17 protein-coding genes and 1 pseudogene are annotated in these 22414 nt (G+C 74.4%); 3 read left to right on the top strand and 15 right to left on the bottom strand.

The window, feature by feature from the left end; genetic code table 11:
• Positions 1-60 precede the first annotated feature (60 nt).
• From ABEB13_RS29025 to ABEB13_RS29010, 4 genes are all read right to left on the bottom strand, one after another.
• Positions 61-867 (bottom strand): enoyl-CoA hydratase/isomerase family protein, encoded by an 807-nt coding sequence (locus ABEB13_RS29025; protein WP_345707807.1) that lies wholly within the window; start codon positions 865-867, stop codon positions 61-63.
• A gap of 243 nt (positions 868-1110) precedes the next feature.
• Positions 1111-1344, bottom strand: coding sequence for a helix-turn-helix domain-containing protein (locus ABEB13_RS29020; RefSeq protein ID WP_345709862.1), 234 nt, complete (start codon positions 1342-1344; stop codon positions 1111-1113).
• Positions 1345-1663: 319 nt separating this feature from the next.
• On the bottom strand, positions 1664-3262 hold the full coding sequence (locus ABEB13_RS29015) for an ABC-F family ATP-binding cassette domain-containing protein (protein WP_345707806.1): 1599 nt from the start codon (positions 3260-3262) through the stop codon (positions 1664-1666).
• Between the two features lie 178 nt (positions 3263-3440).
• A complete protein-coding gene (locus ABEB13_RS29010) occupies positions 3441-4358 on the bottom strand; it encodes a PQQ-binding-like beta-propeller repeat protein (protein WP_345707805.1) in 918 nt (305 codons plus the stop codon).
• Positions 4359-4717: 359 nt separating this feature from the next.
• Between ABEB13_RS29010 and ABEB13_RS29005 the strand changes: the two genes are divergently transcribed.
• On the top strand, positions 4718-5824 hold the full coding sequence (locus ABEB13_RS29005; protein ID WP_345707804.1) for a glycoside hydrolase family 26 protein: 1107 nt from the start codon (positions 4718-4720) through the stop codon (positions 5822-5824).
• On the opposite strand, the gene ABEB13_RS29000 is transcribed toward ABEB13_RS29005, so the two are convergent.
• Positions 5774-6943, bottom strand: a complete 1170-nt coding sequence (locus ABEB13_RS29000) for a GNAT family N-acetyltransferase (RefSeq protein WP_345707803.1) — start codon at positions 6941-6943, stop codon at positions 5774-5776. The genes ABEB13_RS29005 and ABEB13_RS29000 overlap by 51 nt on opposite strands.
• A 251-nt stretch (positions 6944-7194) precedes the next feature.
• Here ABEB13_RS29000 and ABEB13_RS28995 point away from each other — a divergent pair, with 251 nt between their 5' ends.
• Complete coding sequence (locus ABEB13_RS28995) at positions 7195-7479, top strand: hypothetical protein (protein WP_345707802.1); 285 nt, start codon at positions 7195-7197, stop codon at positions 7477-7479.
• 199 nt (positions 7480-7678) lie between these two features.
• On the opposite strand, the pseudogene ABEB13_RS28990 reads toward ABEB13_RS28995, so the two are convergent.
• The 7 genes and pseudogenes from ABEB13_RS28990 to ABEB13_RS28960 all read right to left on the bottom strand — a co-directional run bounded on the left by ABEB13_RS28990 (position 7679) and on the right by ABEB13_RS28960 (position 16226).
• Positions 7679-8823, bottom strand: a pseudogene (locus tag ABEB13_RS28990) (glycosyltransferase).
• Positions 8820-9620: a polysaccharide deacetylase family protein gene (locus ABEB13_RS28985; protein ID WP_345707801.1), complete on the bottom strand. Its 801-nt coding sequence runs from the start codon at positions 9618-9620 to the stop codon at positions 8820-8822. The pseudogene ABEB13_RS28990 and the gene ABEB13_RS28985 overlap by 4 nt, the downstream one beginning before the upstream one ends.
• On the bottom strand, positions 9610-11196 hold the full coding sequence (locus tag ABEB13_RS28980) for a lipid II flippase MurJ (RefSeq protein ID WP_345707800.1): 1587 nt from the start codon (positions 11194-11196) through the stop codon (positions 9610-9612). Before ABEB13_RS28980 ends, ABEB13_RS28985 begins: the two co-directional genes overlap by 11 nt.
• A gap of 130 nt (positions 11197-11326) precedes the next feature.
• Positions 11327-12649 (bottom strand): O-antigen ligase family protein, encoded by a 1323-nt coding sequence (locus tag ABEB13_RS28975; protein ID WP_345707799.1) that lies wholly within the window; start codon positions 12647-12649, stop codon positions 11327-11329.
• 1 nt (position 12650) lies between these two features.
• Complete coding sequence (locus ABEB13_RS28970) at positions 12651-14132, bottom strand: sugar transferase (protein WP_345707798.1); 1482 nt, start codon at positions 14130-14132, stop codon at positions 12651-12653.
• A 334-nt stretch (positions 14133-14466) separates the two neighbouring features.
• Positions 14467-15651 carry a glycosyltransferase gene (locus ABEB13_RS28965; protein WP_345707797.1) on the bottom strand — a complete coding sequence of 395 codons (1185 nt, stop codon included), beginning with the start codon at positions 15649-15651 and terminating at the stop codon, positions 14467-14469.
• 128 nt (positions 15652-15779) lie between these two features.
• Entirely contained in the window at positions 15780-16226 is a 447-nt protein-coding gene (locus ABEB13_RS28960; protein WP_345707796.1) for an SRPBCC family protein, read from the bottom strand.
• A gap of 128 nt (positions 16227-16354) precedes the next feature.
• Here ABEB13_RS28960 and ABEB13_RS28955 point away from each other — a divergent pair, with 128 nt between their 5' ends.
• On the top strand, positions 16355-17248 hold the full coding sequence (locus ABEB13_RS28955; protein WP_345707795.1) for a HipA family kinase: 894 nt from the start codon (positions 16355-16357) through the stop codon (positions 17246-17248).
• Positions 17249-17277: 29 nt separating this feature from the next.
• Here ABEB13_RS28955 and ABEB13_RS28950 read toward each other — a convergent pair whose 3' ends face one another.
• The 3 genes from ABEB13_RS28950 to ABEB13_RS28940 all read right to left on the bottom strand — a co-directional run bounded on the left by ABEB13_RS28950 (position 17278) and on the right by ABEB13_RS28940 (position 22328).
• Positions 17278-17658: a hypothetical protein gene (locus ABEB13_RS28950; RefSeq protein WP_345707794.1), complete on the bottom strand. Its 381-nt coding sequence runs from the start codon at positions 17656-17658 to the stop codon at positions 17278-17280.
• Between the two features lie 80 nt (positions 17659-17738).
• Positions 17739-19226: a S8 family peptidase gene (locus ABEB13_RS28945; protein WP_345707793.1), complete on the bottom strand. Its 1488-nt coding sequence runs from the start codon at positions 19224-19226 to the stop codon at positions 17739-17741.
• A gap of 180 nt (positions 19227-19406) precedes the next feature.
• Entirely contained in the window at positions 19407-22328 is a 2922-nt protein-coding gene (locus tag ABEB13_RS28940) for a glycoside hydrolase family 48 protein (RefSeq protein WP_345707792.1), read from the bottom strand.
• Positions 22329-22414: the final 86 nt, after the last annotated feature.

Genomic DNA, 22414 nt, shown 5'->3' with positions numbered 1-22414 from the left:
CGCACCGGGGCCCGGACCGCGCGGTGCGGCCCGGGCCCCGGAGGCCGAGAACGGCAGGGTTCAGTCCCCGATGCCGGCCAGGTCGCGCATCCGGCGGGTCTGGGCCGCCCGCTCGGCCGTCCGCTGCTCGTCGTAGGAGCGGCCGCCGGCGCCCTGGAGCAGTGCCTTGGTCTCGATGACCGCGTTGCGCGGCGCGGCCAGCAGGGCGGCGGCCAGGTCGCGGGCGGCACCGTCGAGCTCGCCGGCGGGGACGGCGAGGTTGGCGAGGCCGGTCGCGGCCGCCTCCTCGGCACCGACCCAGCGGCCGGTCGCGCAGATCTCCAGCGCCCGGGCGTAGCCGACCAGTTCGATGAGCGGCTTGGTGCCGGCGAGGTCCGGGACAAGGCCCAGCGAGGTCTCCTTCATGGCGAACTGGACGTCGTCGGCGACCACCCGGAGGTCGCAGCCGAGCGCCAGCTGGAAGCCGGCGCCGACCGCGTGCCCCTGGACGGCGGCGATGGTGACCAGGTCGGCGCGGCGCCACCAGGTGAAGGCCTCCTGGTACTCCGCGATCGCGGCGTCCGTCTCGGCGTCGGTGCCGGAGGCGAGCCGGACGAAGGAGTGCTCGCCGGGGATTCCCTCGGGGGTGAACATCTGGCGGTCCAGGCCCGCCGAGAAGGAGACGCCCTCGGCGCGGAGCAGCACCACCCGGACGGTGCCGGGCAGGCTGCGGCCCACGGCGGCGAGCGCGCGCCACATGGCCGGGGTCTGGGCGTTGCGGCGCTTCGGGTGACAGAGAGTCACCAGCGCCAGTTCACCCTCGACGTCGAGACGGACGCCGTGCTCCTCCCACTGCTGTGGGTCGGTGTCGACGACGGGAGCGGTCATGGGGGTACCTCCAGCGGCGGACAGTAGAGCTACTGGAGAGTAACAAAGCCCGGCCCGGGCGGCCAGAGCCGACCGCGGAATCCTCCCTCCGGGGCCGGACGCGACGAACGGCGGCCCGGGGAACCCGGCCGCCGTCTCGTCCGGAGCATGATCGCCCGCGCATCTGCGCGCTGCGGTCGCCGCACGCTGCGCGACCCGGCGGGGCCGCTCCGAGGCCGTACCGCCGAACGATCTGATGAGTCGTCAGGAACCTGCTGCCACAGTCGCCTTGCCCTTGCCGCGCGTGGCACCGCCGCGCCCCCGGAGGTTCACTCCGGACTCGCTGAGCATGCGGTGCACGAAGCCGTAGGAGCGGCCCGTCTCCTCCGCCAGCGCGCGAATGCTCGCCCCGGAGTCGTACTTCTTCTTGAGATCGGCCGCGAGCTTCTCACGCGCGGCACCTGTCACCCGGCTGCCCTTTTTCAGAGTCTCGGCCACCCGTGCCTCCTCGTAGCTGTGCTCGGTCAGATTCCCATGATCACCCATCGCCGGTCTCCTGGCCACCCATTCGACAAGGTCGATGCGGGGAAAGCGCAGTCTGCCGGTGGTGTCCGCAGTGCACAAGGGCGCTCACCCTGGGTGCACGCGCCCCCGGAAATCCCGGGAGATCCGGTGAATGGGCTGATCAGAACGGACGGCCCCGCCGCAGAAGTGCGACGGGGCCGTTCCCAACGGAATGCCGCACACCGGCATTCCCGAAGCCGTCCGAAGACGGGTTTATCTACGACACACAGCTGATCCGGCGTCTACTCGCCGGTCAGGCCAGCGAAACCAGATCCGCGTACGCGGGGCTCCACAGGTCCTCGACGCCGTCCGGCAGCAGAATGATGCGCTCCGGCTGGAGCGCGTCCACCGCGCCCTCGTCGTGGGTCACCAGGACGACCGCGCCGGTGAAGGAGCGCAGCGCGCCCAGGATCTCCTCGCGGCTCGCCGGGTCCAGGTTGTTGGTGGGCTCGTCGAGCAGCAGCACGTTGGCACTGGAGACCACCAGGGTGGCCAGGGCCAGACGGGTCTTCTCACCGCCGGAGAGCACACCGGCCGGCTTGTCGACGTCGTCGCCGGAGAACAGGAACGAACCCAGGATCTTCCGGATCTGCACCAGGTCGGTGTCCGGCGCCGAGGAGCGCATGTTCTCCAGGACGGTGCGCTCCGGGTCGAGCGTCTCGTGCTCCTGGGCGTAGTAGCCGACCTTCAGGCCGTGGCCGGGGATCACCTCGCCGGTGTCCGGCTTCTCCACCCCGGCGAGCATCCGCAGCAGGGTGGTCTTGCCCGCACCGTTCAGCCCCAGCACCACGACCTTGGAGCCGCGGTCGATCGCCAGGTCGACGTCGGTGAAGATCTCCAGGGAGCCGTACGACTTCGACAGCCCGGCCGCGGTCATCGGCGTCTTGCCGCACGGGGCCGGGTCCGGGAAGCGCAGCTTGGCGACCTTGTCGGAGACCCGGGCCTGCTCCAGTCCGGAGAGCAGCTTCTCGGCGCGGCGGGCCATGTTCTGCGCGGCCACCGTCTTGGTCGCCTTGGCGCGCATCTTGTCGGCCTGGGCGTTGAGGGTTGCGGCCTTCTTCTCGGCGTTGGCGCGTTCGCGCTTGCGGCGCTTCTCGTCGTCCTCGCGCTGCTGCTGGTACTGCTTCCAGCCCATGTTGTAGACGTCGATCTGGGCGCGGTTGGCGTCCAGGTAGAAGACCTTGTTGACGACCGTCTCGACCAGGTCGACATCGTGCGAGATGACGATGAAGCCGCCCTTGTAGGTCTTCAGGAAATCCCGCAGCCAGGCGATCGAGTCGGCGTCGAGGTGGTTGGTGGGCTCGTCGAGCAGCAGGATGTCGGCGTCCGAGAAGAGGATCCGGGCCAGCTCGACCCGGCGGCGCTGGCCGCCGGAGAGGGTGTGCAGCGGCTGGCCGAGAATGCGGTCCGGCAGGCCCAGCGCGGCGGCGATGGTGGCGGCCTCGGCCTCGGCCGCGTACCCGCCCTTGGTGAGGAACTCGGTCTCCAGCCGGGCGTACTTCTTCATCGCGTTGTCGCGGGTGGAGCCCTTGCCGTTGGCCATCCGCTCCTCGTTCTCGCGCATCTTCTTCAGCACGGAGTCGAGGCCGCGGGCGGAGAGGATGCGGTCCCGGGCGAGGACGTCGAGGTCACCGGTGCGCGGGTCCTGCGGGAGGTAGCCGACCTCGCCGGAGCTGGTCACCGTGCCGCCGGCCGGCAGGCCCTCGCCCGCCAGCACCTTGGTCAGCGTGGTCTTGCCGGCGCCGTTGCGGCCGACCAGACCGATCCGGTCACCGGGGGCGACCCGGAACGAGGCGGACTCGATGAGGACGCGGGCGCCGGCGCGCAGCTCCAGGGCGTTCGCGGAAATCATGGCTGGGTCACTCCAAGGACGGGGACGAGGCACGGCGGCCGAGCGGGACGGAGACGGCAGGGCGGGGGGCGGGCCTACGAGAACCCGCCGACCGGCGCCTAATGCCCGGGGAACACAGCCATGCGTCCCAGTCTACCGGGCGCCCGGAGGATGCCCGGAGGAACGTCCCCGAGCGGCCTCAGCCGACCGGGCAGCCCTCCTGCGGCGGGACGGCCGCGAACGCCAGTTCCGGGCTCCCGCAGCCGGTCTCCAGCGCGCCCCGGCGGGTGTCGACGACCCGGCTGCCCACGATCGGGCCGTCCTCGATCGTCACGCGGTGGGCGTCCAGCCGCCGCAGCTGCACCTGCGGCCCGGCGCCCATCTGCCAGCCGCGGCCGCTCAGCCGGAAGCCGTTGATCCCGCCGGGCAGCGGGCGGGCGGCGCCGCCGGCCGGCGTGCAGGTGCGCGGCACCAGCACCGCGTCGTCGGTGTGCACGGTGCGCAGCGGGTCGAAGGTGCAGCCCTCGGCCGGACGGGAGTTGAACCGCAGGTCGCCGTCCCGGTCGCGGAAGCCCATGGTGAGGGTGGGCGTCACCACCGCCACCCAGGGCTCGTCCTCCACCGCGGTCTGCAGGGCTGCGGCCGCGCGGGCCACCTCGGTGTCGCGCTTCTCGGCGTCGGTCCGGTCTGCGGCGCCCGGTTCGCCGTCGGCGCGCAGCCAGTCGGCCAGGCCCGGCACCGCGCGGTGCCAGCGCACCACGTGGTCGCTCGGGCGGACGGAGGTGACCAGCCCGTCGTCCCAGACCACCACCGCGCTGTCGCCGGCCATCGCCAGGTGCAGTGCGGTGGCGTCCTCGCGGCGGTAGGACCACAGGTGCTCGCCGGTCGCGCGGTCGTAGGCCTCCAGCCCGGGGCCGACCCGCAGTTCCAGTGCTCCGGTGTCCAGCGACTGCGCCCCGACCGGGCTGGCGTCGGCGATGCCGGGCTCGGCCACCCGGTCGCCGAAGGGCACCGGGCGGTTGGCGTGGGCAGCGGCGCCCGCCCCGAGAACCAGCGCAACGGCCAGTGCGGGGAGCGCGGATCGGCGGGTCAGGCTTCGCAGCGGCTTCCAGGACACGGGCGGAGCGTACCCGTCGCACGCGTGTCCGTCAGCTGGAAATCCGGCCACCGCCCGGGTGCCGTGCGTCACCCGGGCAACCGGGCGCCCTGCTCCGACCTGCCGTGTCGGGGGCCCTCGACACCGGGTGCGGCCGCCGCGGACCGGCGGCGGCCGGGACGGACTGTTACACAGGTGGTACAGGACGCAGTTCGACGATCGGGGCGGCCTCGGCACTTCCCGGGTGCGGTGGCCGAGCGGCTGCGGGCGCGGGCCCGCTCGCCCGTACGAACTGCCACGTTCGGGTGATATGGGGCTTTTCCGGCGCCCGCGGGGCTTACTGTTCGGTCACCGACCCCGCCGCGCCCAGGAGTTCCCCCATGCGATTCGGCCGTCTCGCGCTGACCGCCGCCGCGCTGCTGCTGGTGACCACGGCGAGCGTTCCCGCCGGCACCCCGACGAACCGGACCGGGCGGCACGACGGGCTCTCCGCCGACGGCGCACCGCCCCGCGGCGCCGCACCCCGGCCGACCGTGCTGCGGCCCGCCCACGAGGTCCCGTTCGGCGCCTTCGTGGGCTCCTGGGACAGCTACATCCCGCAGATCCAGCGGTTGTCCGCCTGGCTCGGCGGGGCCGACCTCCAGGTCGGCCACACCTACCTCGCGGGCAACGGCTGGGCCGACGTCGAGGGCGAGAACCAGGTGCTCGGCCTCTGGTCGCAGTGGCGACTGGCCGACCCGGCCCGCATCCTGGTGCTGGGCGTGCCGATGCTGGTGCCCAACGAGGGCGATCTGCCCGACTCCCGGGTGGCCGCCCTGCTGGAGCGCGGCAACCACGGCGAGTTCGACCGGCACTTCCTGCAACTGGCCCGCAAGCTGGTCGCGTTCGGCGGCGCCGACACCATGCTCACGCTCGGCTGGGAGATGAACGGCACCACCTACACCTCCCGCTGCCGGCCGGACCCGGCGGCCTGGAAGGCCTACTGGCGGCGGATCGTCACCGTGATGCGGTCGGTGCCCGGGCAGCGCTTCCGCTTCGACTTCGCCCCCACCCGCGGGCTGGACGCCGTGCCGTGGACGCGCTGCTACCCCGGCGACGACGTGGTGGACATCATCGGCATGGACTCCTACGACATGCCGGCCGGCACCGGCTTCGACGACATGGTCTCCGAACCCTACGGGCTGCAGGACCAGGTCGAGTTCGCGGCCAGGCGCGGCAAGCCGGTCTCCTACCCGGAGTGGGGCCTGTTCCGCAACGGCGACGACCCGGTGTACGTGCGGCGGATGATCGAGTGGATCCGCACCCACGACACCGCCTACCAGACCGTCACCGACTACTGCCCGCACGGCTTCTGGGGCTGCCCGGACAATCCGCGGTCGACCGCGGTGTTCAAGGAGCTGATGTCCGGCTCCCCGGGCGGCCCGAGCGGGGCCGGTTCAGGCCCGGCGGCGCGCCACCAGCGCCTCCTTCACTTTCGGCAGCCGTGAGTCCAGCACGGCGACCGCCGCCTGCCGGGCCCGCACCGCCAGCGCCAGCGCGGCCGCCACCGGGGCCGGCCCGGCCGGGCCCGCCACCAGCCGGACGTTGCGCAGCGCGTCCGGGCGCCAGCGCTGCTTGTACGGCTCCTGGCCGCGCAGCAGGCTGAGCACCGGGATGTCCGCCGCCCGCACCTCGTCCAGGGCCGCGCCGAACAGCAGGCCGGCGATGTCGAGGCGCTCGCGCAGGCTCGGGTGCGCGCCGTACAGGTAGAGGCCGCCGAACGACGGGCAGAGCACCACCAGGTTCACGGCGAGCAGTTCGCCGTCCAGGGTGAAGCGGTGCATCGCGGCCCGGCCGGTCGCGACCATCGCCGTGGTGGACTCGGTCAGATGGGCGGCGAACCGCTCGGTGCGGTGCTCGGCGGTGACACCGCGGTCCTGCCACTGCAGGAAGTGCAGCCGCAGCAGGTCGGCGACGGTCTGCGGCACCTCCTCGGGCCGCGCGGCGTCGACCACCACGCCGGACTCGGCGATCCGGCGCAGCTTCACCCGGCTGCGCTGCGCGGTCTTGCCGGGCAGCCGCTTCAGCAGCTCCTCCATCGGCACCACCGGCAGGTACTGGCAGAGCGAGTCGTCGAACCGGCGGGTGCGCCCCGGGTGGTGCGCCAGCACCCGGTGCACCGCGGCCTCCGGGTGCACCTCGCGCAGCTCCAGACTGTGCCAGGGCCGCCGCAGCGGCAGGGCGGCGGCGAGTTCGGCCGCGGCCCGCTCGGCGCAGTCGTCGTCCAGCAGCACGTCGCTGAAGTCCGCGAGGGCGCCGCCCAGCCCGGTGAGCCCACCGAACGGGCCTCGCCGGCGCAGCGCCGCGGCCCCGGCCGGCCGGCCGTCCCGGCGCACCACCACCAGCACCAGCGCGCCCGGGCGACCGTAGCGGCGCCACCACGAGCACAGCCACCCCGCGTACTGGAACGGCGTGGTGGTGCGGCAGCGGCCGGCCAGGGCGTCCCACTCCGCGGCGAACCGCTCCAGCGCGTCGTCCTCGCGGTGCACCTCGGCCGTCCAGCGTTCGGCCGGCGCGGCCGCGCCGCCCGGCCGGAGGGCCGGCCGCGCCTCGGCGGGCAGGGTCATCGGGTGCTCCCGGCGGACTCCCTCGCGCGGGCCCTGGCCGGGTCGGCGTCCTCGGTGCGGGGCCGGGGGCCGCGGGCCCGGGCGCCGGCTCCGGCTCCGGCTCCGGTCCGGCGGGGCCGCGCCGGGCCAGCATCGCCAGCGCGCCGACCAGGACGCCGGCCGCGGCACCGACCGCGGTGTCGAGCGCGGCGGAGGGCGACGAAGGCCCGTCCGGCGGGGCGGCCTTGGCGAGCGGGACCAGCCGCACCCCGGTGTCCTTGCTGCTGAGGTTGGCGAAGGCGACCAGCGAGCCGGCGACCGCGTCGGCGGACGTCACCGCGTCGGCGGGGCGCGGGCCCGTCCCGGTGATCTCGATCATCGGGGCGTCCGGCGAAGTGGTGCCGCGGACGGCGTCGGCCAGCGCGGCGACCGTCCGGCCCGTCCCGGCGGCGGCCGCGGCGAGCACCTGCGGCTGGCCGGCCAGCCGGCCGTACGCCTGCGCGAAGTTGACCGCCGTGGCGCCCTCGCCGGGGTTCTGGGCGACCACCACCACGTAGGAGCTGGCGGTGTACGAGGCGGGCGTCACGGCGGCGTAGCCTGCGCCGGCACCGGCGCCCAGCGGGACGGCGAGCGCCACCGGCCACCAGCGGCCGGCCAGGGTCCTGCGGGATCGGCGCGGTTGGGACATCGGTCACTCCTTGACTGGACGCGGCGGGCGGTACGGAACGGCCCGCCGCAGTGGGAACGGTGGTGGGGTCAGCGCCGCAGCGCGGCGGCCGGGACCGGGGCCGGGGCCGGGCCGAGCCGGTCGTACAGCTCGGCGAGGGCGGCGGCGATCCGGGCGATGTCGTAGTGGCCGACGGCCGGCGGCTGCGGCAGCCGGGCGCCCGGCGGGCCGGCCCGCAGCTCCTCCAGGGCCCGCGTCCAGGCGGCGGCCTCGGCGGGGAGCCGCCGGGCGCCGGGGGCGGCGTCCGGCGGCAGTGATTCCAGGGCCGGGCAGGCGGTGTAGCGGACGGGCAGGCCGGCGGCCAGGCCCTCCAGGACGGTCAGGCCGAACGTCTCCTCCGCCGAGGGGGCGGCCAGCACGTCCATGGCGGCGAGGAGTTCGGGGACGTCGTCGCGTTCACCGGTGAACCGGACCCGGTCCGCGACGCCCAGCCGGGCGGCTAGGGCGGCGAGTGCCTCCCGCTCCGGGCCGGCGCCGACCAGCAGCAGCCACGGGTCGCGCGGGCCGGGCCGGTCGCACAGCGCGGCCAGCGCGTCGACGAGCACCCCGAAGCGCTTCCCGGGCACCAGCCGGCCCACCCCGCCCACCACGAACGCCCGGGCGGGCAAGCCGAGTTCGGCCCGCACGGCCTGGCCCACCTGCGGCGGCAGGAGATACCGCCGCGCCTCGATGCCGTTCGGCAGCAGGTGTACCCGGTGCGCGGGCACCCCCAGTCCGCCAGTGTCGTGGCGACCTGCCCGGAGACCGCGACCGTGACCGTGCCGAGCCGCTCGGCGGCCAGGTACAGCGCGCGGACGCCCCGGGTGGCCGGGCGGCCCTCGATCACCCCCGGGTGCAGCGAGTGCTCGGTGGCGACGACCGGGCGCACGCCGGCCAGCCGGGCGGCCAGCCGGCCGTACAGCCCGGCCCGGTAGAGGTGGGTGTGGACGGCCTGGTGGCCGCCGGCCCGGATCAGCCGGGCCAGCCGGGGCAGCACGGCCACGTCCCGGTTCCCGCGCATCGCGAGGTCGTGCACGGTGAAGCCGTCCGCGCGCAGCGCCGCGGCAACCGTGCCCGGATTCGTGAGCACCGCCACCTCGCAGCTGTGGCGCTCGGGCAGGTGCTTCAGCAGCAGGTGCAGCTGGCGCTCGGCTCCGCCCGAGGCGAGCCCGGTGACGACGTGCAGGACCTTCACCGGACCGCCTCCTGCGGGGCGGGCACCGGGGCCCGGCGCAGCCCGGTCACGGCGTCCCGCCAGTGGTGCCGGCCCTGCTTGGCGCGCAGCCGCCAGGCACCGTCGCGGTCGCCGACGTAGCAGCGCGGCAGCGCGAACCGGCCGGTCAGCTCGCTGTGCTCGATCGCGCAGGCGTACTGGTAGCCGGCCGCCTCGACGGCCAGCGCGGCGGCCCGGTCCACCGCACCGTACGGGTAGCAGAAGCCGGTCACCGGCCTGCCGACCAGCTGCTCCAGCACGCGTCGGCTGCCGCGGGTCTGCTCGGCGAGCTCGTCCGCGCGCAGCCCCGGCAGCGCGGTGTGGCCGAGCCCGTGCGAACCGATCTCCCAGCCCGCGGCGGCCAGCTGCACGACCTCGTCGACCGTCAGCAGCGGCTTGCGGGGGCCCTCCGGATCCCAGCCGTTGTCGCCGCCGAGCAGGTCCGGCACCACGTAGGCGGTGGCGGTGAAGCCGTACCGGCGGAGCACCGGGACGGCGTACCGGGCGAAGTCGGCGTAGCCGTCGTCGAAGGTGAGACCGACCAGCCCGGCGGCGGCGCCGGCGGCCCGGGCCCGCAGCAGCTCCCGCACGCTCACCCCGCGGCGCCCGCTGCGCGCCAGCCAGCCCATCTGGGCGGCGAACCGCTCCGGGCTGACGGTGAGCAGGTACGGGTCCTCGTCCTCGTGCGCCACCGAGTGGTACATCAGGATCCAGGGCGCCGACCTGGGGGCGTCCGCCGCCACCGGCAGGCCCGGACCTCGGACGGCTTCAGCGTCCATGGGACTTCCCTTCTCCGGCCGGGACGACCGGGCCCGCCGCCCGGAGGACGGCACGTACCGGCCCGCGGACCTCGGCCGCGCCGAGGACGGTGCCGAACAGGGCGAACACCGCCACCACGACCAGCCCGCCGAGCAGAGTGGCGGCGAGCGGCGCCGCCACCTGGCCCGCCGCCACGGCCCCGGCCGCGGACGCGGCCACCGCGGCGGCCAGCAGCCGGAGTTGCCCGCCGAGCACCTGGCGCAGGCGGAGCGCGATACCGCGCAGCAGCAGCCCGCGCAGCAGCAGGACGGCGGTGGTCGTGATCCCGGCGGCGTTGCCGGCGGCCAGGCCCGGCGCGCCGAACCGCGGGGTCGCGGTCACCCCCACCGCCACGGTGACCACCAGGCCGAGTGCCATCGCGGCGACCGGGTACCAGTCGAGGGCCCGGCGGCCGGCCGCGGGCTGCGCCTCCCCGGCCCGGCGGACCACCGGGCGGACGGAGAAGAACGGCCGGACCATCACACCGATCAGCGCCTGCGCGGGCAGTCCGAAGGAGTACACCCGGATCACCGCGGCGGTGGCGGCGGTGTCGTGCGGGCCGAAGGCGCCGCGCTGGAACAGCAGCGCCACCACGGACGGCGCGCAGGCCATCAGGAAGGCGGTGCCGAGCAGGACGACCGCGGCGGCCTGGCCGAGGTCCTTCTCGACCCGGTCCCGGGCGGCCTTCAGATCCCCCGCGGCAAGGGCCCTGGCCACCAGCGGGAAGGTCACCGTGACGATCAGGATCCCTGCGGTCATCGCCAGTTGGGAGACCTTGGCGGCGTAGTTCAGGTGCGAGATGGTGCCCGGTGGCAGGCCCGATCCGAGGTAGCGCTCGATGAAGACCTGGGCCTGCCGGGTCAGGGTGAAGGCGGCCACCGGCAGTATCGCCAGCGGGATCAGCACCAGGCCGCCGCCGGCGGCGCCCGCCACCGGGGCCGAGCGGCCGCGCGCCCGGAGCCGGCGGGCCGCCGGGCCGAGCAGCAGACCCGCCATCAGCAGGCTGCCGAGGGTCACGCCGACGGCCGCCGAGCCGACCCCGAGGACGGTGTGGCCGGTCAGCAGCACCGCCAGGATGCCCAGGTTGTAGGCGACGTAGATGCCGGCCGGTGCGGTGAAGGTGTGGTGGGCGCGCAGCATCGAGCAGAGGTACCCGACGACGCCGAACGGCAGGATGGTCAGCGCGGTGACCCGGGTGCAGGTGACGGCGAGGCCGGGATCGGCCAGCCCCGGGGCCAGCAGGCCGACCAGCGGGCCCGCCCCGAGCGCCGCCGCCAGGGTCAGGGTGCACAGGGCGAGCAGCAGCCACGGCAGGGTGGCGCGCACCAACTCCCTTACCGGGTCGGGGCCGTGCGGCCGCTCCTCGCGCAGGACGAGGGCCAGGCTGAAGGCCGGGACCATCAGGAAGGCCATCGCGTCCTCGATCAGCAGCGGCGCGGCGGTCTCCGGCACCGTCCAGGCCACGAGGAAGGCGTCGGTGCCCTGGTTGGCGCCGAAGTAGCGGGCCAGCAGCAGGTCGCGGAGCAGACCGAGCCCGGAGCCGGCGGCGCTGAGCACCGCCGTGACGCCGAAGGCCCGGGCGACGAATCCGCCCTCGGGGCGCGGCGCCGGGCGTGCCGGCCGCCGTCCGGGGCGGGCCGGGCCGGCGGCACCGCCGTCCGGGCCGCGGTGGTCGGCCGCTCGCCGCTCATGCCGTCTCCGGGCCGCGCGGGTCGGGGAAGGCCGTCCGGGCCGCGAGGCCGAGCACCACCGAGGTCAGCACGGTCGTGGTGCCGCCGATGTCCGCGTAGAGGAAGTCGACCAGCACCCAGGTGAGCAGGCCGAGCGCGGCCAGGCCCGGGCCCGCCGCCCGGCGCAGGCACCCCAGCAGCAGGGCGAGGAACAGCGCTGCGTACGCCACGATGCCGAGCAGGCCCTGCTCGCTGAGCACCAGGAAGTACATGTTGTGCGGGGAGAGCAGGGGCTCGCGCTGGAAGCCGATCGTGGCGTCCTCGGCGTCGCTGCCGGAGGAGAGCCGCAGCGGGGCGTGGCCGTCGCGCAGCTGCTGGAAGGCCTTCGGTCCGGCGCCGGTGGCGGGGTGGTCCTGCCAGATCCGGGTGGCGGTCGTCCACAGGTCGTAGCGGTCGCTGACGGACTGGTCGGGTGCGGCCTGCACGGAGCCGATGCTGCCGAGCCGCTCGGCGACCCCGGAGGAGCCGAGGCCGAGCCCGCCGACCAGGACCACGGCCGCGGCGGCGGCCAGCAGGACGCCGCGGACGACGAGCCGGGCGTCGGCGCGCAGCAGCAGCACGGTGACCGCTACCGTGCAGGCGATCCAGCTGCCGCGGCTGAACGAGACGGCCAGCGGGAAGGTGAGGAACGCGGCGGCCGCGTACAGACCGCGGCGCAGCGCGCGGTTGCCGTGCGGTCCGCGTTCGCCGAGCGCCAGCGCGAGGGCGGCGAGCAGGCCGAAGCTGACCACGGTGGACATCGCCATGATGTCCAGCGCGCCGAACGTGCCCACCGCGCGGATGGGTTGGCCGGTGTAGGAGGCGCCCGTCCGGGTCAGGTACTGGTGCGCGCCGACCGCGCCCTCCACCAGGGCGGCGGCGACGAACGAGCCGAGCACCAGCCGCCGGTCGAGCGGGTCGCGCAGGGCGCAGGCCACCGCGGCCGGGACGAGGACGAAGACCTGGACGAGCCGGACGAAGCCGGTGACGGAGGCCGCCGGGTCGATCGAGGCCAGGGTGGCCGCGCCGGCGGCGCAGACCACCGCCGCGAACAGCAGGCAGGCGGCGGTGTCCAGGCGGGCCGCCCGGCCGCGCAGCAGCTCCAGGCCGACCAGCGCGACCAGGGCGAGCGAGGCGAGGTCGGCGGGGGTGATGTGGACGGCGGCGGTGACGTCCTTCTCGCCGGTGGGGACGCAGACCAGCAGCACGGTGGCGCAGGCGGCCAGCGCGGGCAGGTGGCGTCGCACCGGAATGCGGCGCAACGCTGCTGCCGGTTCGGCGAGTTGGAGCGAGAGCGCCACGTCAGCTCCCGTCCGGGTTGAGCATCAGGGCGGCCGTGCGGAGGAGGATCTTGGCGTCCTGCCAGAGGCTCCAGCCCTCGATGTAGCGGTTGTCGAAGCGGGCCCGGTCCTCGATCGAGGTGTCCCCGCGCAACCCGTTGACCTGGGCGAGCCCGGTGAGGCCGACCGGCACCCGGTGGCGGTCCTGGTACTCGGGGTAGGCCTGGCCGAACCGCATGACGAAGTAGGGGCGTTCGGGGCGCGGGCCGACCAGGCTCATGTCGCCGCGGACGACGTTCCACAGCTGCGGCAGTTCGTCCATCGACGTCCGGCGCAGCAGCCGGCCGACGGCGCCCATCCGGTGGTCGTGCGAGATGTTCCAGCGGGTCGCCGACTCGTGTTCGTTGCTGGGCCGCAGGGTGCGGAACTTGAGCAGCGTGAACACCTGGCCGTCGAGGCCGGTGCGCTGCTGGCGGAACAGCACCCCGGGGCCGGTGTCCCAGCGGACGGCGAGCGCGCAGGCGGCCAGCACCGGGGAGAGCAGCAGCAGGCCGAGCGAGGCCGCGCCGACGTCCAGGGCGCGCTTGACCGGCCAGCCGGGGCGGCGCAGCGCGGGACGGGCCAGCAGGACGACCGGGAAGCCCCAGAGCTGGTCGGCACCCCGGCGGCCGAGCGCCGCGTACTCGCGCAGCTGCGGCACCAGCCAGACCGTGCAGCCGAGCCGGGTCGCGGTGCGCAGCGCGGCCGCGGTCTGCGCGTCGTCGGCGGCGCCCTCGGTGACCACCACGTGGTGGATCCGCTTGCGGCGCAACTGGCTCTCCAGGGCGTCGTGTCCGCCGAGGACGCGCAGCGCCGGGCCGTCGGCGAGCAGGCCGGGCTGGGAGTCCAGGAAGCCGATCGGGCGCAGCCCGTACTCGCGGTGCTCCAGCATCGCGGCGGCGACCCGCTGGCCGAGCTGGCCGGCGCCCAGGATCAGGGCGGGGCTCGGGCGCAGCCGCCGGGCGCGGCGCAGCAGGCGGTAGACCAGGGCCCGCAGGAGGCAGGCGGGCAGGGTGAAGGCGACGACCAGCGCGGCGAGGCGCAGCGGCGAGGCGGGCCGGGCGTCGCCGAGGCAGGCGGCCAGGGTGACCGCCAGGGCGACGGCGACCGCGGCGCGGCCGGCCAGCGCGGGCAGGTCGTCGAGGGCGGAGACGGTGAGGCGGGGCCGGTAGAGGCCGCCGGCGAGGTTGAGCGGGAGCAGGACGGAGAGCAGGACGGCGGTGCTGTGCAGCGGCCGGGTGTCGACGGCGGTCACGGCGGCGGCGGTCAGCGCGAGGACGTCCGAGCCGAGCAGGCCGGCGGGTACGGCCGCCCGGGAGCGGAAGGGCCGGCGGTGCCGGCCCGCGGAGGGCACCGGACGGGAGCGGGATGCCTGGGCCGGCCGGTCGAGCAGGCCGGTGCCGGGCTGCCGCCGTGGCGACGGTGGCCGTCCGGGCCGCGGCACGCTCTCGTGGTCGATGGTCATCAGTGCGCGAACTCCCCTGCTGTGTACCGGCCGTCGCGGGGCCGCCGGGCCGGCCCGTACTGGTTCGGCGGCCCGGCCCGGTGGAGACGGTCCAGGTGGGCACCTGCTGCCTGGACGGCGATCGGCCCCTCCGGCGGCGGGCATCGATCGCCCGGCCAGCCGAACAGGTACGAAACAGGCAAAATCAGACAATAGCGAACGCTTGCTTCAACGCCACGAGTTGACGGGCCGTTTCATCCCGTCCGCCCATTTGTCGGACTGTCGGACGGAGCCCCCCGACCGCCGCGCGAAGGTCGGCCGCCCACCTGCCGGGGCGGCGGTCCGGTGCAAGCACTCACAGTCGGATAAACGATCGCCGTCCACCGGGGACACGGGGATCCGGGGGCCCGGACACCCCGGCCGGCAGCAGGGCCCGGTACACCTCGGCGACCTGCGACACCGTCCGGCGCACGTCATGCCGGCCGGCGACGAACTCCCGGGCCCGGGCGCCGCGGCGGGCACACGCGTCCGGGTCGGCGAGCGCCTCGGCGAGGTGTTCGGACAGCGCCTCCGGGTCCTCCGGGGGCACCGGGGGTACGCCGTCGGGCGGCGGCGGCAGGCACTCGCGGGCGCCCGGCACATCGGTCAGCAGCACGGGCCGGGCGGCGGCCATCGCCTCCAGCGGGGCCAGCGCCATCCCCTCCCACCTGGAGGGCAGCACCACCACGTCGGCCGCCGCCAGCCAGGGCCGCGGGTCCGCGACCGGGCCGACGAGCAGCACACCGGCCGGGTCCGGCAGCGTCCGGACGCGGGCCGCGAGGAGTTCGGCGTCCGGGCCGCCGCCGACCACCGCGAGCCGGGCGCCGGGGACCCGGGCGGCCACCGCCGGCCAGGCGTCCAGCAGCACGTCCTGGCCCTTCTGCCGGCAGAGCCGGCCGAGGCAGACCGCGAGCGGGGCGTCGGCGGCGAGGCCGAGCACGGCGCGGGCGGCGAGCCGGCCGGGGGCGTCCGCAGGCCCGTGCCGTTCCAGGTCGACGCCGTTCGGGACGACGTGCCACCGCCCGGCCAGCCCGGCGGCCTCGCCGTCCCGGCGCTCCTGCTCGCTCACGCAGAGCAGCGCGTCCGCCCAGCGGGTCGCGAACCGCTCCCAGCGCCGGGTGGCGGCGGCCAGCGCGCCGTCCACGGCCGCGAACGACCAGGCGTGCGGCTGGAAGACGGTCGGCACCCCGCGGCGCACCGCGAGCCGGCCGGCCAGCCCCGCCTTGGCGCTGTGCAGGTGCAGCACGTCGGGGGCGGCATCGCGCACGATCCGGCGCAGCCGCAGCGCCTCACCGGCGGTGGCCGGCCCCGGCGAGCGCCGGGCCGGCCAGTCGATCACCCGGGCCCCGGCGGCGGCCGCCTCGATGCCGAGGCGGCCGTCGGGCGGGCAGGCGACCAGCACCCGCCGGCCGTCCGCGCACTGTCCGCGGACGAGGTCGACCACCACGCGGGCCACCCCGCCGTCGACCGGCTGGGATACATGAAGGATCGTCAGATGCACGGCCGCGAGCCTAGGTTCGCGCCACCTTCGGTGCCGCGGCCGTCACCCGTCCCGGTGATGGGACGCCACCCGAACGGGGTGCGGGTGCGGACGGGTGTTCCCCGCCCCGAACGGGCGGGCGGGCCGGATCAGGCCTGGGCGATCTCGTCCCCGAGGCGGTCGAGGACCGCGCCGTGGATGCGGTTCAGGCCCTTGGGCGCGAAGGTGCGCTCGAAGAAGCCGCCGATGCCGCCGGCCCCCTGCCAGGAGGCCTCCAGCACCACCCTGGCGTCGTCCGGACCGGCCGCGGAGACCGTCCAGGTGATCACCATGCTGGAGTTGGCGTCCGTCTCGACCAGCGTCAGCCGGCCCGGCTCGGTCACCGTGAACAGGCAGTCCCGGACGCGGCTCTCGGTGGCCTGCAGCTTCCAGTGCACCTGGGTGCCGGCACCCGTGCCGCCGGCCCGCACCTCGTACTCGCTGTACTGCGCGGGCAGCAGCCGCGGCCGCACGGTGGTGTAGTCGGCGAGCGCCTCGTACACCCGTTCCGGGGAGGCCGGGTAGACCCGCTCGGTGGTGGCCTGGACCTTGCCCATGGGGGCTCTCCTTCGGTGGACTTCGCCGGCGTCGCGGCGGACGGCAGATCGGGCCAAGCCAACCACACCCGCCCCGGCGGGCCGCGGCGGCGGGTGGCGTGCGCCGCCGCCGGGTTAGGGTGGCCGGTGTGCTCGATCAGGTGACCGCCCTCCGCTACCTCGATCCGCTGCGCGCCGGAGGCTCCGTCCCCGGCGTGGTGGAGACCGACGATCTCGGCACCTACGTGGTGAAGTTCACCGGCGCCGCGCAGGGACCGAAGGCGCTGGTCGCCGAGGTGGTGGTCGGCGAGCTGGCGCGCCGGCTCGGGCTGCGGGTGCCGCCGCTGGTGGTGGTCGACTTCGACCCGGCGGTGGCCGCGCACGAGCCCGACCCGGAGATCCAGGACATCCTGCGGGCCAGCGGCGGCGCCAACCTCGGGATGGACCTGCTGCCCGGCGCGCGCGACTTCCGGCCCGGCATGGTCGACGTCGACCCGCTGGAGGCCGGACGGGTGGTCTGGCTCGACGCGTTCACCGGCAACGTCGACCGCACCGTCCACAACCCCAACCTGATGGTGTGGCACGGACGGCTCTGGCTGATCGACAACGGCGCCGGGCTGATCTTCCACCACCGCTGGTCGGCGGCGTCCGCCGCGCTGTTCAAGCCCTACCCGATGAACGCCCACGCCCTCGGCGCGTCCGGGCCGGACCTCGCGGCCGCCGACGCCGAGCTCGCGCCGCTGGTCACCGAGGAGCTGCTGCGCGAGGTGGTCGGGCTCGTGCCGGACGCCTGGCTGGCGGACGAGCCGGGCTTCGACTCGGTGGCCGACCTGCGCGAGGCGTACGTGGCCCACCTGGCCGCCCGGGCGGCGCGGTCCTCGGCCTGGCTGCCGGCCCGTTTCGCCAGCGCCCAGGAGCTGCGCGCCGCCGAGGAGCGCAAGGCCGCCGAGACCGCCGCGGGCCGCCCGGCCTGGCTCAAGCAGGTGCCCAACCGGCACGGCCTGGCCCAGGTCGAGGCGGACTGGAGCCGCCACATCGGCTGACCGGGCGCACCCCCGGCGATCGCCCGCGGTCAGTAGGTCGCCGGCACCGAGTCCACCCCGGCCGCCAGCAGCAGCCACTCCCCCAGCGTGCCGCAGAACAGGCAGAACGCGCAGAGCGCGGCGCGCTCCAGCGGATCGAGCCGGCCCACCGCGGGCACCAGCCGCACCAGCAGCCAGGCCGCGGCCAGGCCCGCCAGCGGGCCGCCGAGCACCGGCAGGCAGGCCCGCACCCAGTCGCCGAACCGGGGCGAGGGCGAACTGCCCACCCCGAACCCGACACCGATCACCAGCAGCAGCACACCGGGCCCCGCCACCACCAGGCTGCCGGCCAGCACCAGCACGGCCGCAGCACGTCTCCTGTCCGCCAACTCCCCCGCCCCCAGCGATCCCTGGCCCCGGATCCGGCCCACCGACAGGATCGCGGAAACGGTCCTGCCCCGCCTGAGTACGGATACTCGGGCGGGGCAGGAGAGTTCGTCCGGCGTTCAGCTCACAGCCGCCACCACTGGGCCGCCTTCTCGGCGTTCACCACGCCGGCGCCGTAGAAGCCGTTGTCCGAGGCGCCGCCCTGGCAGACGGCCGCCCAGGCGCCGTCACCGCTCGGGTCGTAGGACGCGGGGCAGGCGTGGTCGTCGGCCTGGTGCTGCAGCATCGCCCGCAGCTCGTTCGGGCCGGCCCACGGGTGGGTGGAGGCGAGCAGCGCCGCCACGCCGGTGGCGTGCGGGGACGCCATCGAGGTGCCCTGCATGTACGCGTACTTGTTGCCGCGGACGGTGGAGAGCACCCGGCCGTTGTGGTCCGGGGTGTCGGGCAGCTGGTAGCGGGAGTCGCCGCCGGGGGCCGCCACGGTGGTCTTGCCGAGGCCGTAGCTGGAGTAGAAGGACTTGTCGCCGTTGACGCCCACCGAGCTCACCACGACGACGCCGGGCAGTTCGGTCGGCAGCGACAGGCAGGAGCCGTCCACCGGACGGGTGCCCGGCGTCGTGTCGTCCGGGCTGGAGGTGTCGGTGGTCTTGTGCGCGAGGTCGATGTTCTCGTTGCCGGCGGCGGCCACGTTGAGCACCCCGTTGCGCTGCGAGAACTCGACCGCGCGGCGCACGGCGGTCATCACCGCGGCCTGGTCCGGGTCGTTCTTGCAGGCGAACAGCCACGGGTCGATGTAGTAGCTGTTGTTGGTCACCTTGAAGTGGTGCTCACCGGCCCAGACGAAGCCGCAGATCGCGTACTCCGGGTAGATGAACCCGCCGTCGTCGACCACCTTGACCGCGGCCAGCCGGACGTTCGGGGCGATGCCCTCGATGCCCTTGCCGTTCTTGGCGGCCGCGATGGTGCCCGCCACGTGGGTGCCGTGGTCACTGGTGGTGGGCTGCCAGGACTGCCAGGAGGTGTCCGCCTTGCCGCCGTTGATGCAGGAGGCGGAGAGCGCGGGGTCGACGTTGGCCGCGAGGTCCTCGTGGGTGGCGTCGATGCCGGAGTCGAGGATGCCGACCACCACGTTGCGGCTGCCCAGGGTCGTCCGGTGGGCCTTGTCGACGCCGATCTGGCGCATGTCCCACTGGTCCGCCCAGAGCGGCTCGGAGCCGTCGGCGGGGGCCGCCGCCGGTACCGCGGCGGGCTCGGAGACCTGCTCGTCGGCGCTCTGCACGATGCCGGCCGTCCGGCTCGCCCCGACCGACTCGACCGTCCGGGACGCGCGCAGCTTCACGGCGAACTGCGGGTCGGTGGAGCGGGCCACCACGACGCCGATCCGGTCGTAGGAGACGACGACGCTGCCGCCGAGCGCGGCGACGGCCCTTTCCGCCTTCTTGACCTGACCGTGGTCGGCCCGGGTGTTCACCACGTAACTGAGCAGGGGCCCGGGCGCGTCGGCCGCGGCGGCGGCGACCGCGGTGCCGGCCGGCAGTGCCAGGGCGGCGGCGGTCGCGAGGGCGAGGCCCAGCGCCGCTGACCTGGCCCGACGTATCCGAAGAACACTCATAGGGGTTGGCCCTCCCGAGTCCCGTCTGCGCCCGGCCTGTTGGCCGAGCAGCGTGAGTGGGTCGGACGCTATTGGCCGTCTGTGCCCGTCCGCAAGAGGACGGTCCACCGAAAGCACACAGAAGGACGGGCGGTGCCCGGTCCGCTGTCAGTCGGACCGGGCACCTTTTCTGTCGGTCCGTCAGGAGTTGAAGAGCTCTCCGTAGGTCGCCAGGGCGGTCGCGATGTCCGCCTGCGCCCAGAACCGGTGGTACGTGAAGGTCGGGGCCGCGCCGCCGTTCAGGTAGGTCTGCACCTTGGCGAAGGCCGGGTCGCTCTTGTACCAGGAGCGGATGGACAGGAAGGTGGACGAGGAGTTGATCGCGTCACCGTTGGGCATGGTGCCCGTCCAGCCCGAGGGCACCGAGACGGAGTCGTTGAACCGGCTGTAGTCCGTCCGGGTCTCGGGCACCGAGATGCCCAGCGCGTCCTGGTTGTTGGCCCACATGCCGTCCAGCAGCTTCTGCGCGGCGGTCTTCGCCGCGGCGTTGCCGGACTTCGCCGCGTAGTACGAGAGCAGCTTGGCGTAGGAGCCCGCCACACCGACGTCGCTGGTGTAGTCGACCACGCTCACGTGCAGGCCGGCGTTGGCGCCCGGCGAGCTCGCGTTCCAGGTGTCCGGCTTGCCGCTCCAGGCGAGCGTGGACGGGATCTTGAAGCTGCCGTCGGCGTTGAAGGACGTGTTGGCGAGCGCCCAGCTCACCCACTTGTCCAGCACCGCCTTGGCCTTGGTGTCGCCGCTCGCGTAGTAGTACTCCGCCAGCCGCTCCACGCCCCAGGACTGGAACCCGAACCACTGGTTGCTCGGCGGATCGTGGTAGACCGGCGCCTCGTCGTAGGCCATCCCGTAGAAGGTCGGGGTGCCGGCCGGCGGGGTGCCGTAGGCGCCGTCCCAGCTGTTGGTGGCACCGCCGGCGATGGCGCCCTCGTTGGACTGCAGCCACTGGACGAACTCCACCTGGCGGCCCAGGCTGGTCGTCCAGTCCGCCTTGCCGGTGGCCGACTTGGGCGTCATGTCGGTGTTGTTGACCAGTGCGAACGCGGCCATCGGGTTCTGGTAGCCGCCGTGCGCGGCGCTGTCGCCGATCCGCCAGGCCCAGCCGGCGCTGCTGTCGGTGGCCCCGCCCCAGGCGTAGTACCAGGAGAGCAGGTAGTGCTCGCTGTCCTTGCCGGTGCCGGCCGCGCAGACCGTCGGGCCGACGCAGTTGCCGATCTTCTTGAAGTACTTGTCGAAGAACGAGTACCGCAGGTAGTCGCCCATCTTGCCGGCCTTGGCCACGGTGGTGGCGACCTGCGAGCCGTTGCCCTGGGCCTTGGCCCAGGTGTCCGCCCAGTAGGCGGCCTGGATGGCACGGGCGTCGGCGTCCGGGGCGTCGGTGTACTTCCACTGCTTGGCGTAGGACGTGTCCTTGATGAACAGGTCCAGGTAGCCGTTCTTGCCGCCGTAGGCGAACTTGTCGCAGGTCGGCTGCGGGATGGTCTCCCAGACGGACTCCTGCGCGCCGCGCTGGTAGGTGTTGATGTACGACGGACCGGTGTCGGTCGGCCCCGCCTCGCACTTGCCGGGCGAGTTCCCGTAGCCGTAGACGTTGTCGACGTCCTGCAGCCAGTGCATGCCGTAGATGTCGTCGGTGCCGTAGGCGCTCTTGAGCTCCGCCGCGATCGGGTCCGAGCCCGCGGTGACCGAGGTGTCCAGCTGCGACGGGTAGTCACTGGGCAGCGGGTGCTCGGGCGCGTAGGTGGCCGGCTTGCTCGCGTTGTAGAACGAGTTGGTGGGCTGGTCGGCGTGCGTGGGGATCATGTACGTCTCCATGAGCGTCCACGCCGCGTTGAACTTCGACCAGTCCTTGGTCACCCGCCCGTACTGGGCCTCCAGCCACAGCAGGTAGCTGTAGGCCTCGGAGGTGGTCTCGTGGCCCTGGTCGGGGGCCTCGACCAGCAGGGTCTCCACCGAGTGGTAGGGGATGCCCTCCGGCGAGAAGTAGCCGTTGGCCGGTGCCTTGATCTTGTTGTAGAGCTGGAGGAACCGGTCGTCGTACACCCCGGTGCCCGCGGCCAGTTCGGTCACGGTGACCACCGAGCTGGTGTACCCGGTGGCGGTCGAGGTGAAGTTCGCCGAGCCGGTGGAGGCGGCGTCGGCCGTCAGGGTGACGGTCTGCGCGGTCGACCAGTTCGACGGGGTGAAGGTGAGCGTGGCACCGGAGCTGATGGCCAGTCCGGTGTTGCCCGAGGTGCGCGTGGTGGTGACGGTGACGTTCGCGGTGGGCTGCGAGGAGAGCTTCAGCGCGAAGGTGCCGGTCTTGCCCTGGGTCACCGACAGCGTGGTCGGCACCGCGGAGATGGACGGGCCGGCCGCCACGGTGAGACCCGCCGGGGTGGACTCGCTGGTCGCACCCAGGCTGTCGTACGCCTTGGCGTAGACGGAGTGGCTCCCGGAGGAGGCACCCGTCCAGCTGAAGGTGTACGGCGCGGCGGTGGCGGTGCCGATCAGCGTGGTGTTGTCGTAGAACTCGACCTTGCTGATGGTCGCGCCGTCGGCCGCACTGGCACTGGCGGCCAGCGGAATCGTCGCGCCCGCGGCGTAACTGGCCCCTGCGGTCGGGCTGGTGAGTGCCACCGTGGGGGCGGTGTGGGCACCGGTGCAGCTGGTGCCGTTGACCGCGAAGGCGGTCGGGGCGGTGTTGGTGCCGCTGTACGAGAAGTTGGCGCCCGCGGTCGTGTTGCCACCGGCCGGGATGCTGGTCGCCCAGGCCGGGTTGACCACGGTGACGTTCTTCCCGGACTGGCTCCAGGTGCCGTTCCAGCCGGTGCCGGACAGCGTCTGGTTGCCGCTGTAGGCATAGGTCAGCGTCCAGCCGTTCAGCGCGGCCGAACTCACGTTGCTGATCTTCACGTTGGCGGTGAAGCCACTGCCCCAGTCATTGACCGAGTAGTCGACGGAGCACTGCACGGTGGCGGCCACGGCGGGGTTCGCGACCATGGTGCCGACACCGGCGGCGAGCACGGCGAGCGAGACGCCGAGCGTGGACAGACGGATGGTGCGGGAGGTGGTGGGGGGTGACATCTGCACGTCTCCAGTGGGTGGGGGAAACAGTGCGAGGCGGTGATGCACGGCTCTCGCGCGGTCCTGGATCTGTGGGAGCGCTCCCA

Origin of the sequence: Kitasatospora paranensis, from assembly GCF_039544005.1 — a bacterium.
GTDB lineage: Bacteria > Actinomycetota > Actinomycetes > Streptomycetales > Streptomycetaceae > Kitasatospora > Kitasatospora paranensis.
Note: the sequence above shows the minus strand (reverse complement) of the source record. Positions and strands in the feature narration are given on the sequence as shown.

Coding starts and splice junctions, on each gene's coding strand:
- ABEB13_RS28945 (WP_345707793.1), bottom strand. CDS start 19,226: ATGAGTGTTCTTCGGATACGTCGGGCCAGGTCAGCGGCGCTGGGCCTC.
- ABEB13_RS29025 (WP_345707807.1), bottom strand. CDS start 867: ATGACCGCTCCCGTCGTCGACACCGACCCACAGCAGTGGGAGGAGCAC.
- ABEB13_RS28985 (WP_345707801.1), bottom strand. CDS start 9,620: ATGGACGCTGAAGCCGTCCGAGGTCCGGGCCTGCCGGTGGCGGCGGAC.
- ABEB13_RS28940 (WP_345707792.1), bottom strand. CDS start 22,328: ATGTCACCCCCCACCACCTCCCGCACCATCCGTCTGTCCACGCTCGGC.
- ABEB13_RS29000 (WP_345707803.1), bottom strand. CDS start 6,943: ATGACCCTGCCCGCCGAGGCGCGGCCGGCCCTCCGGCCGGGCGGCGCG.
- ABEB13_RS28960 (WP_345707796.1), bottom strand. CDS start 16,226: ATGGGCAAGGTCCAGGCCACCACCGAGCGGGTCTACCCGGCCTCCCCG.
- ABEB13_RS29015 (WP_345707806.1), bottom strand. CDS start 3,262: ATGATTTCCGCGAACGCCCTGGAGCTGCGCGCCGGCGCCCGCGTCCTC.
- ABEB13_RS28970 (WP_345707798.1), bottom strand. CDS start 14,132: ATGACCATCGACCACGAGAGCGTGCCGCGGCCCGGACGGCCACCGTCG.
- ABEB13_RS29005 (WP_345707804.1), top strand. CDS start 4,718: ATGCGATTCGGCCGTCTCGCGCTGACCGCCGCCGCGCTGCTGCTGGTG.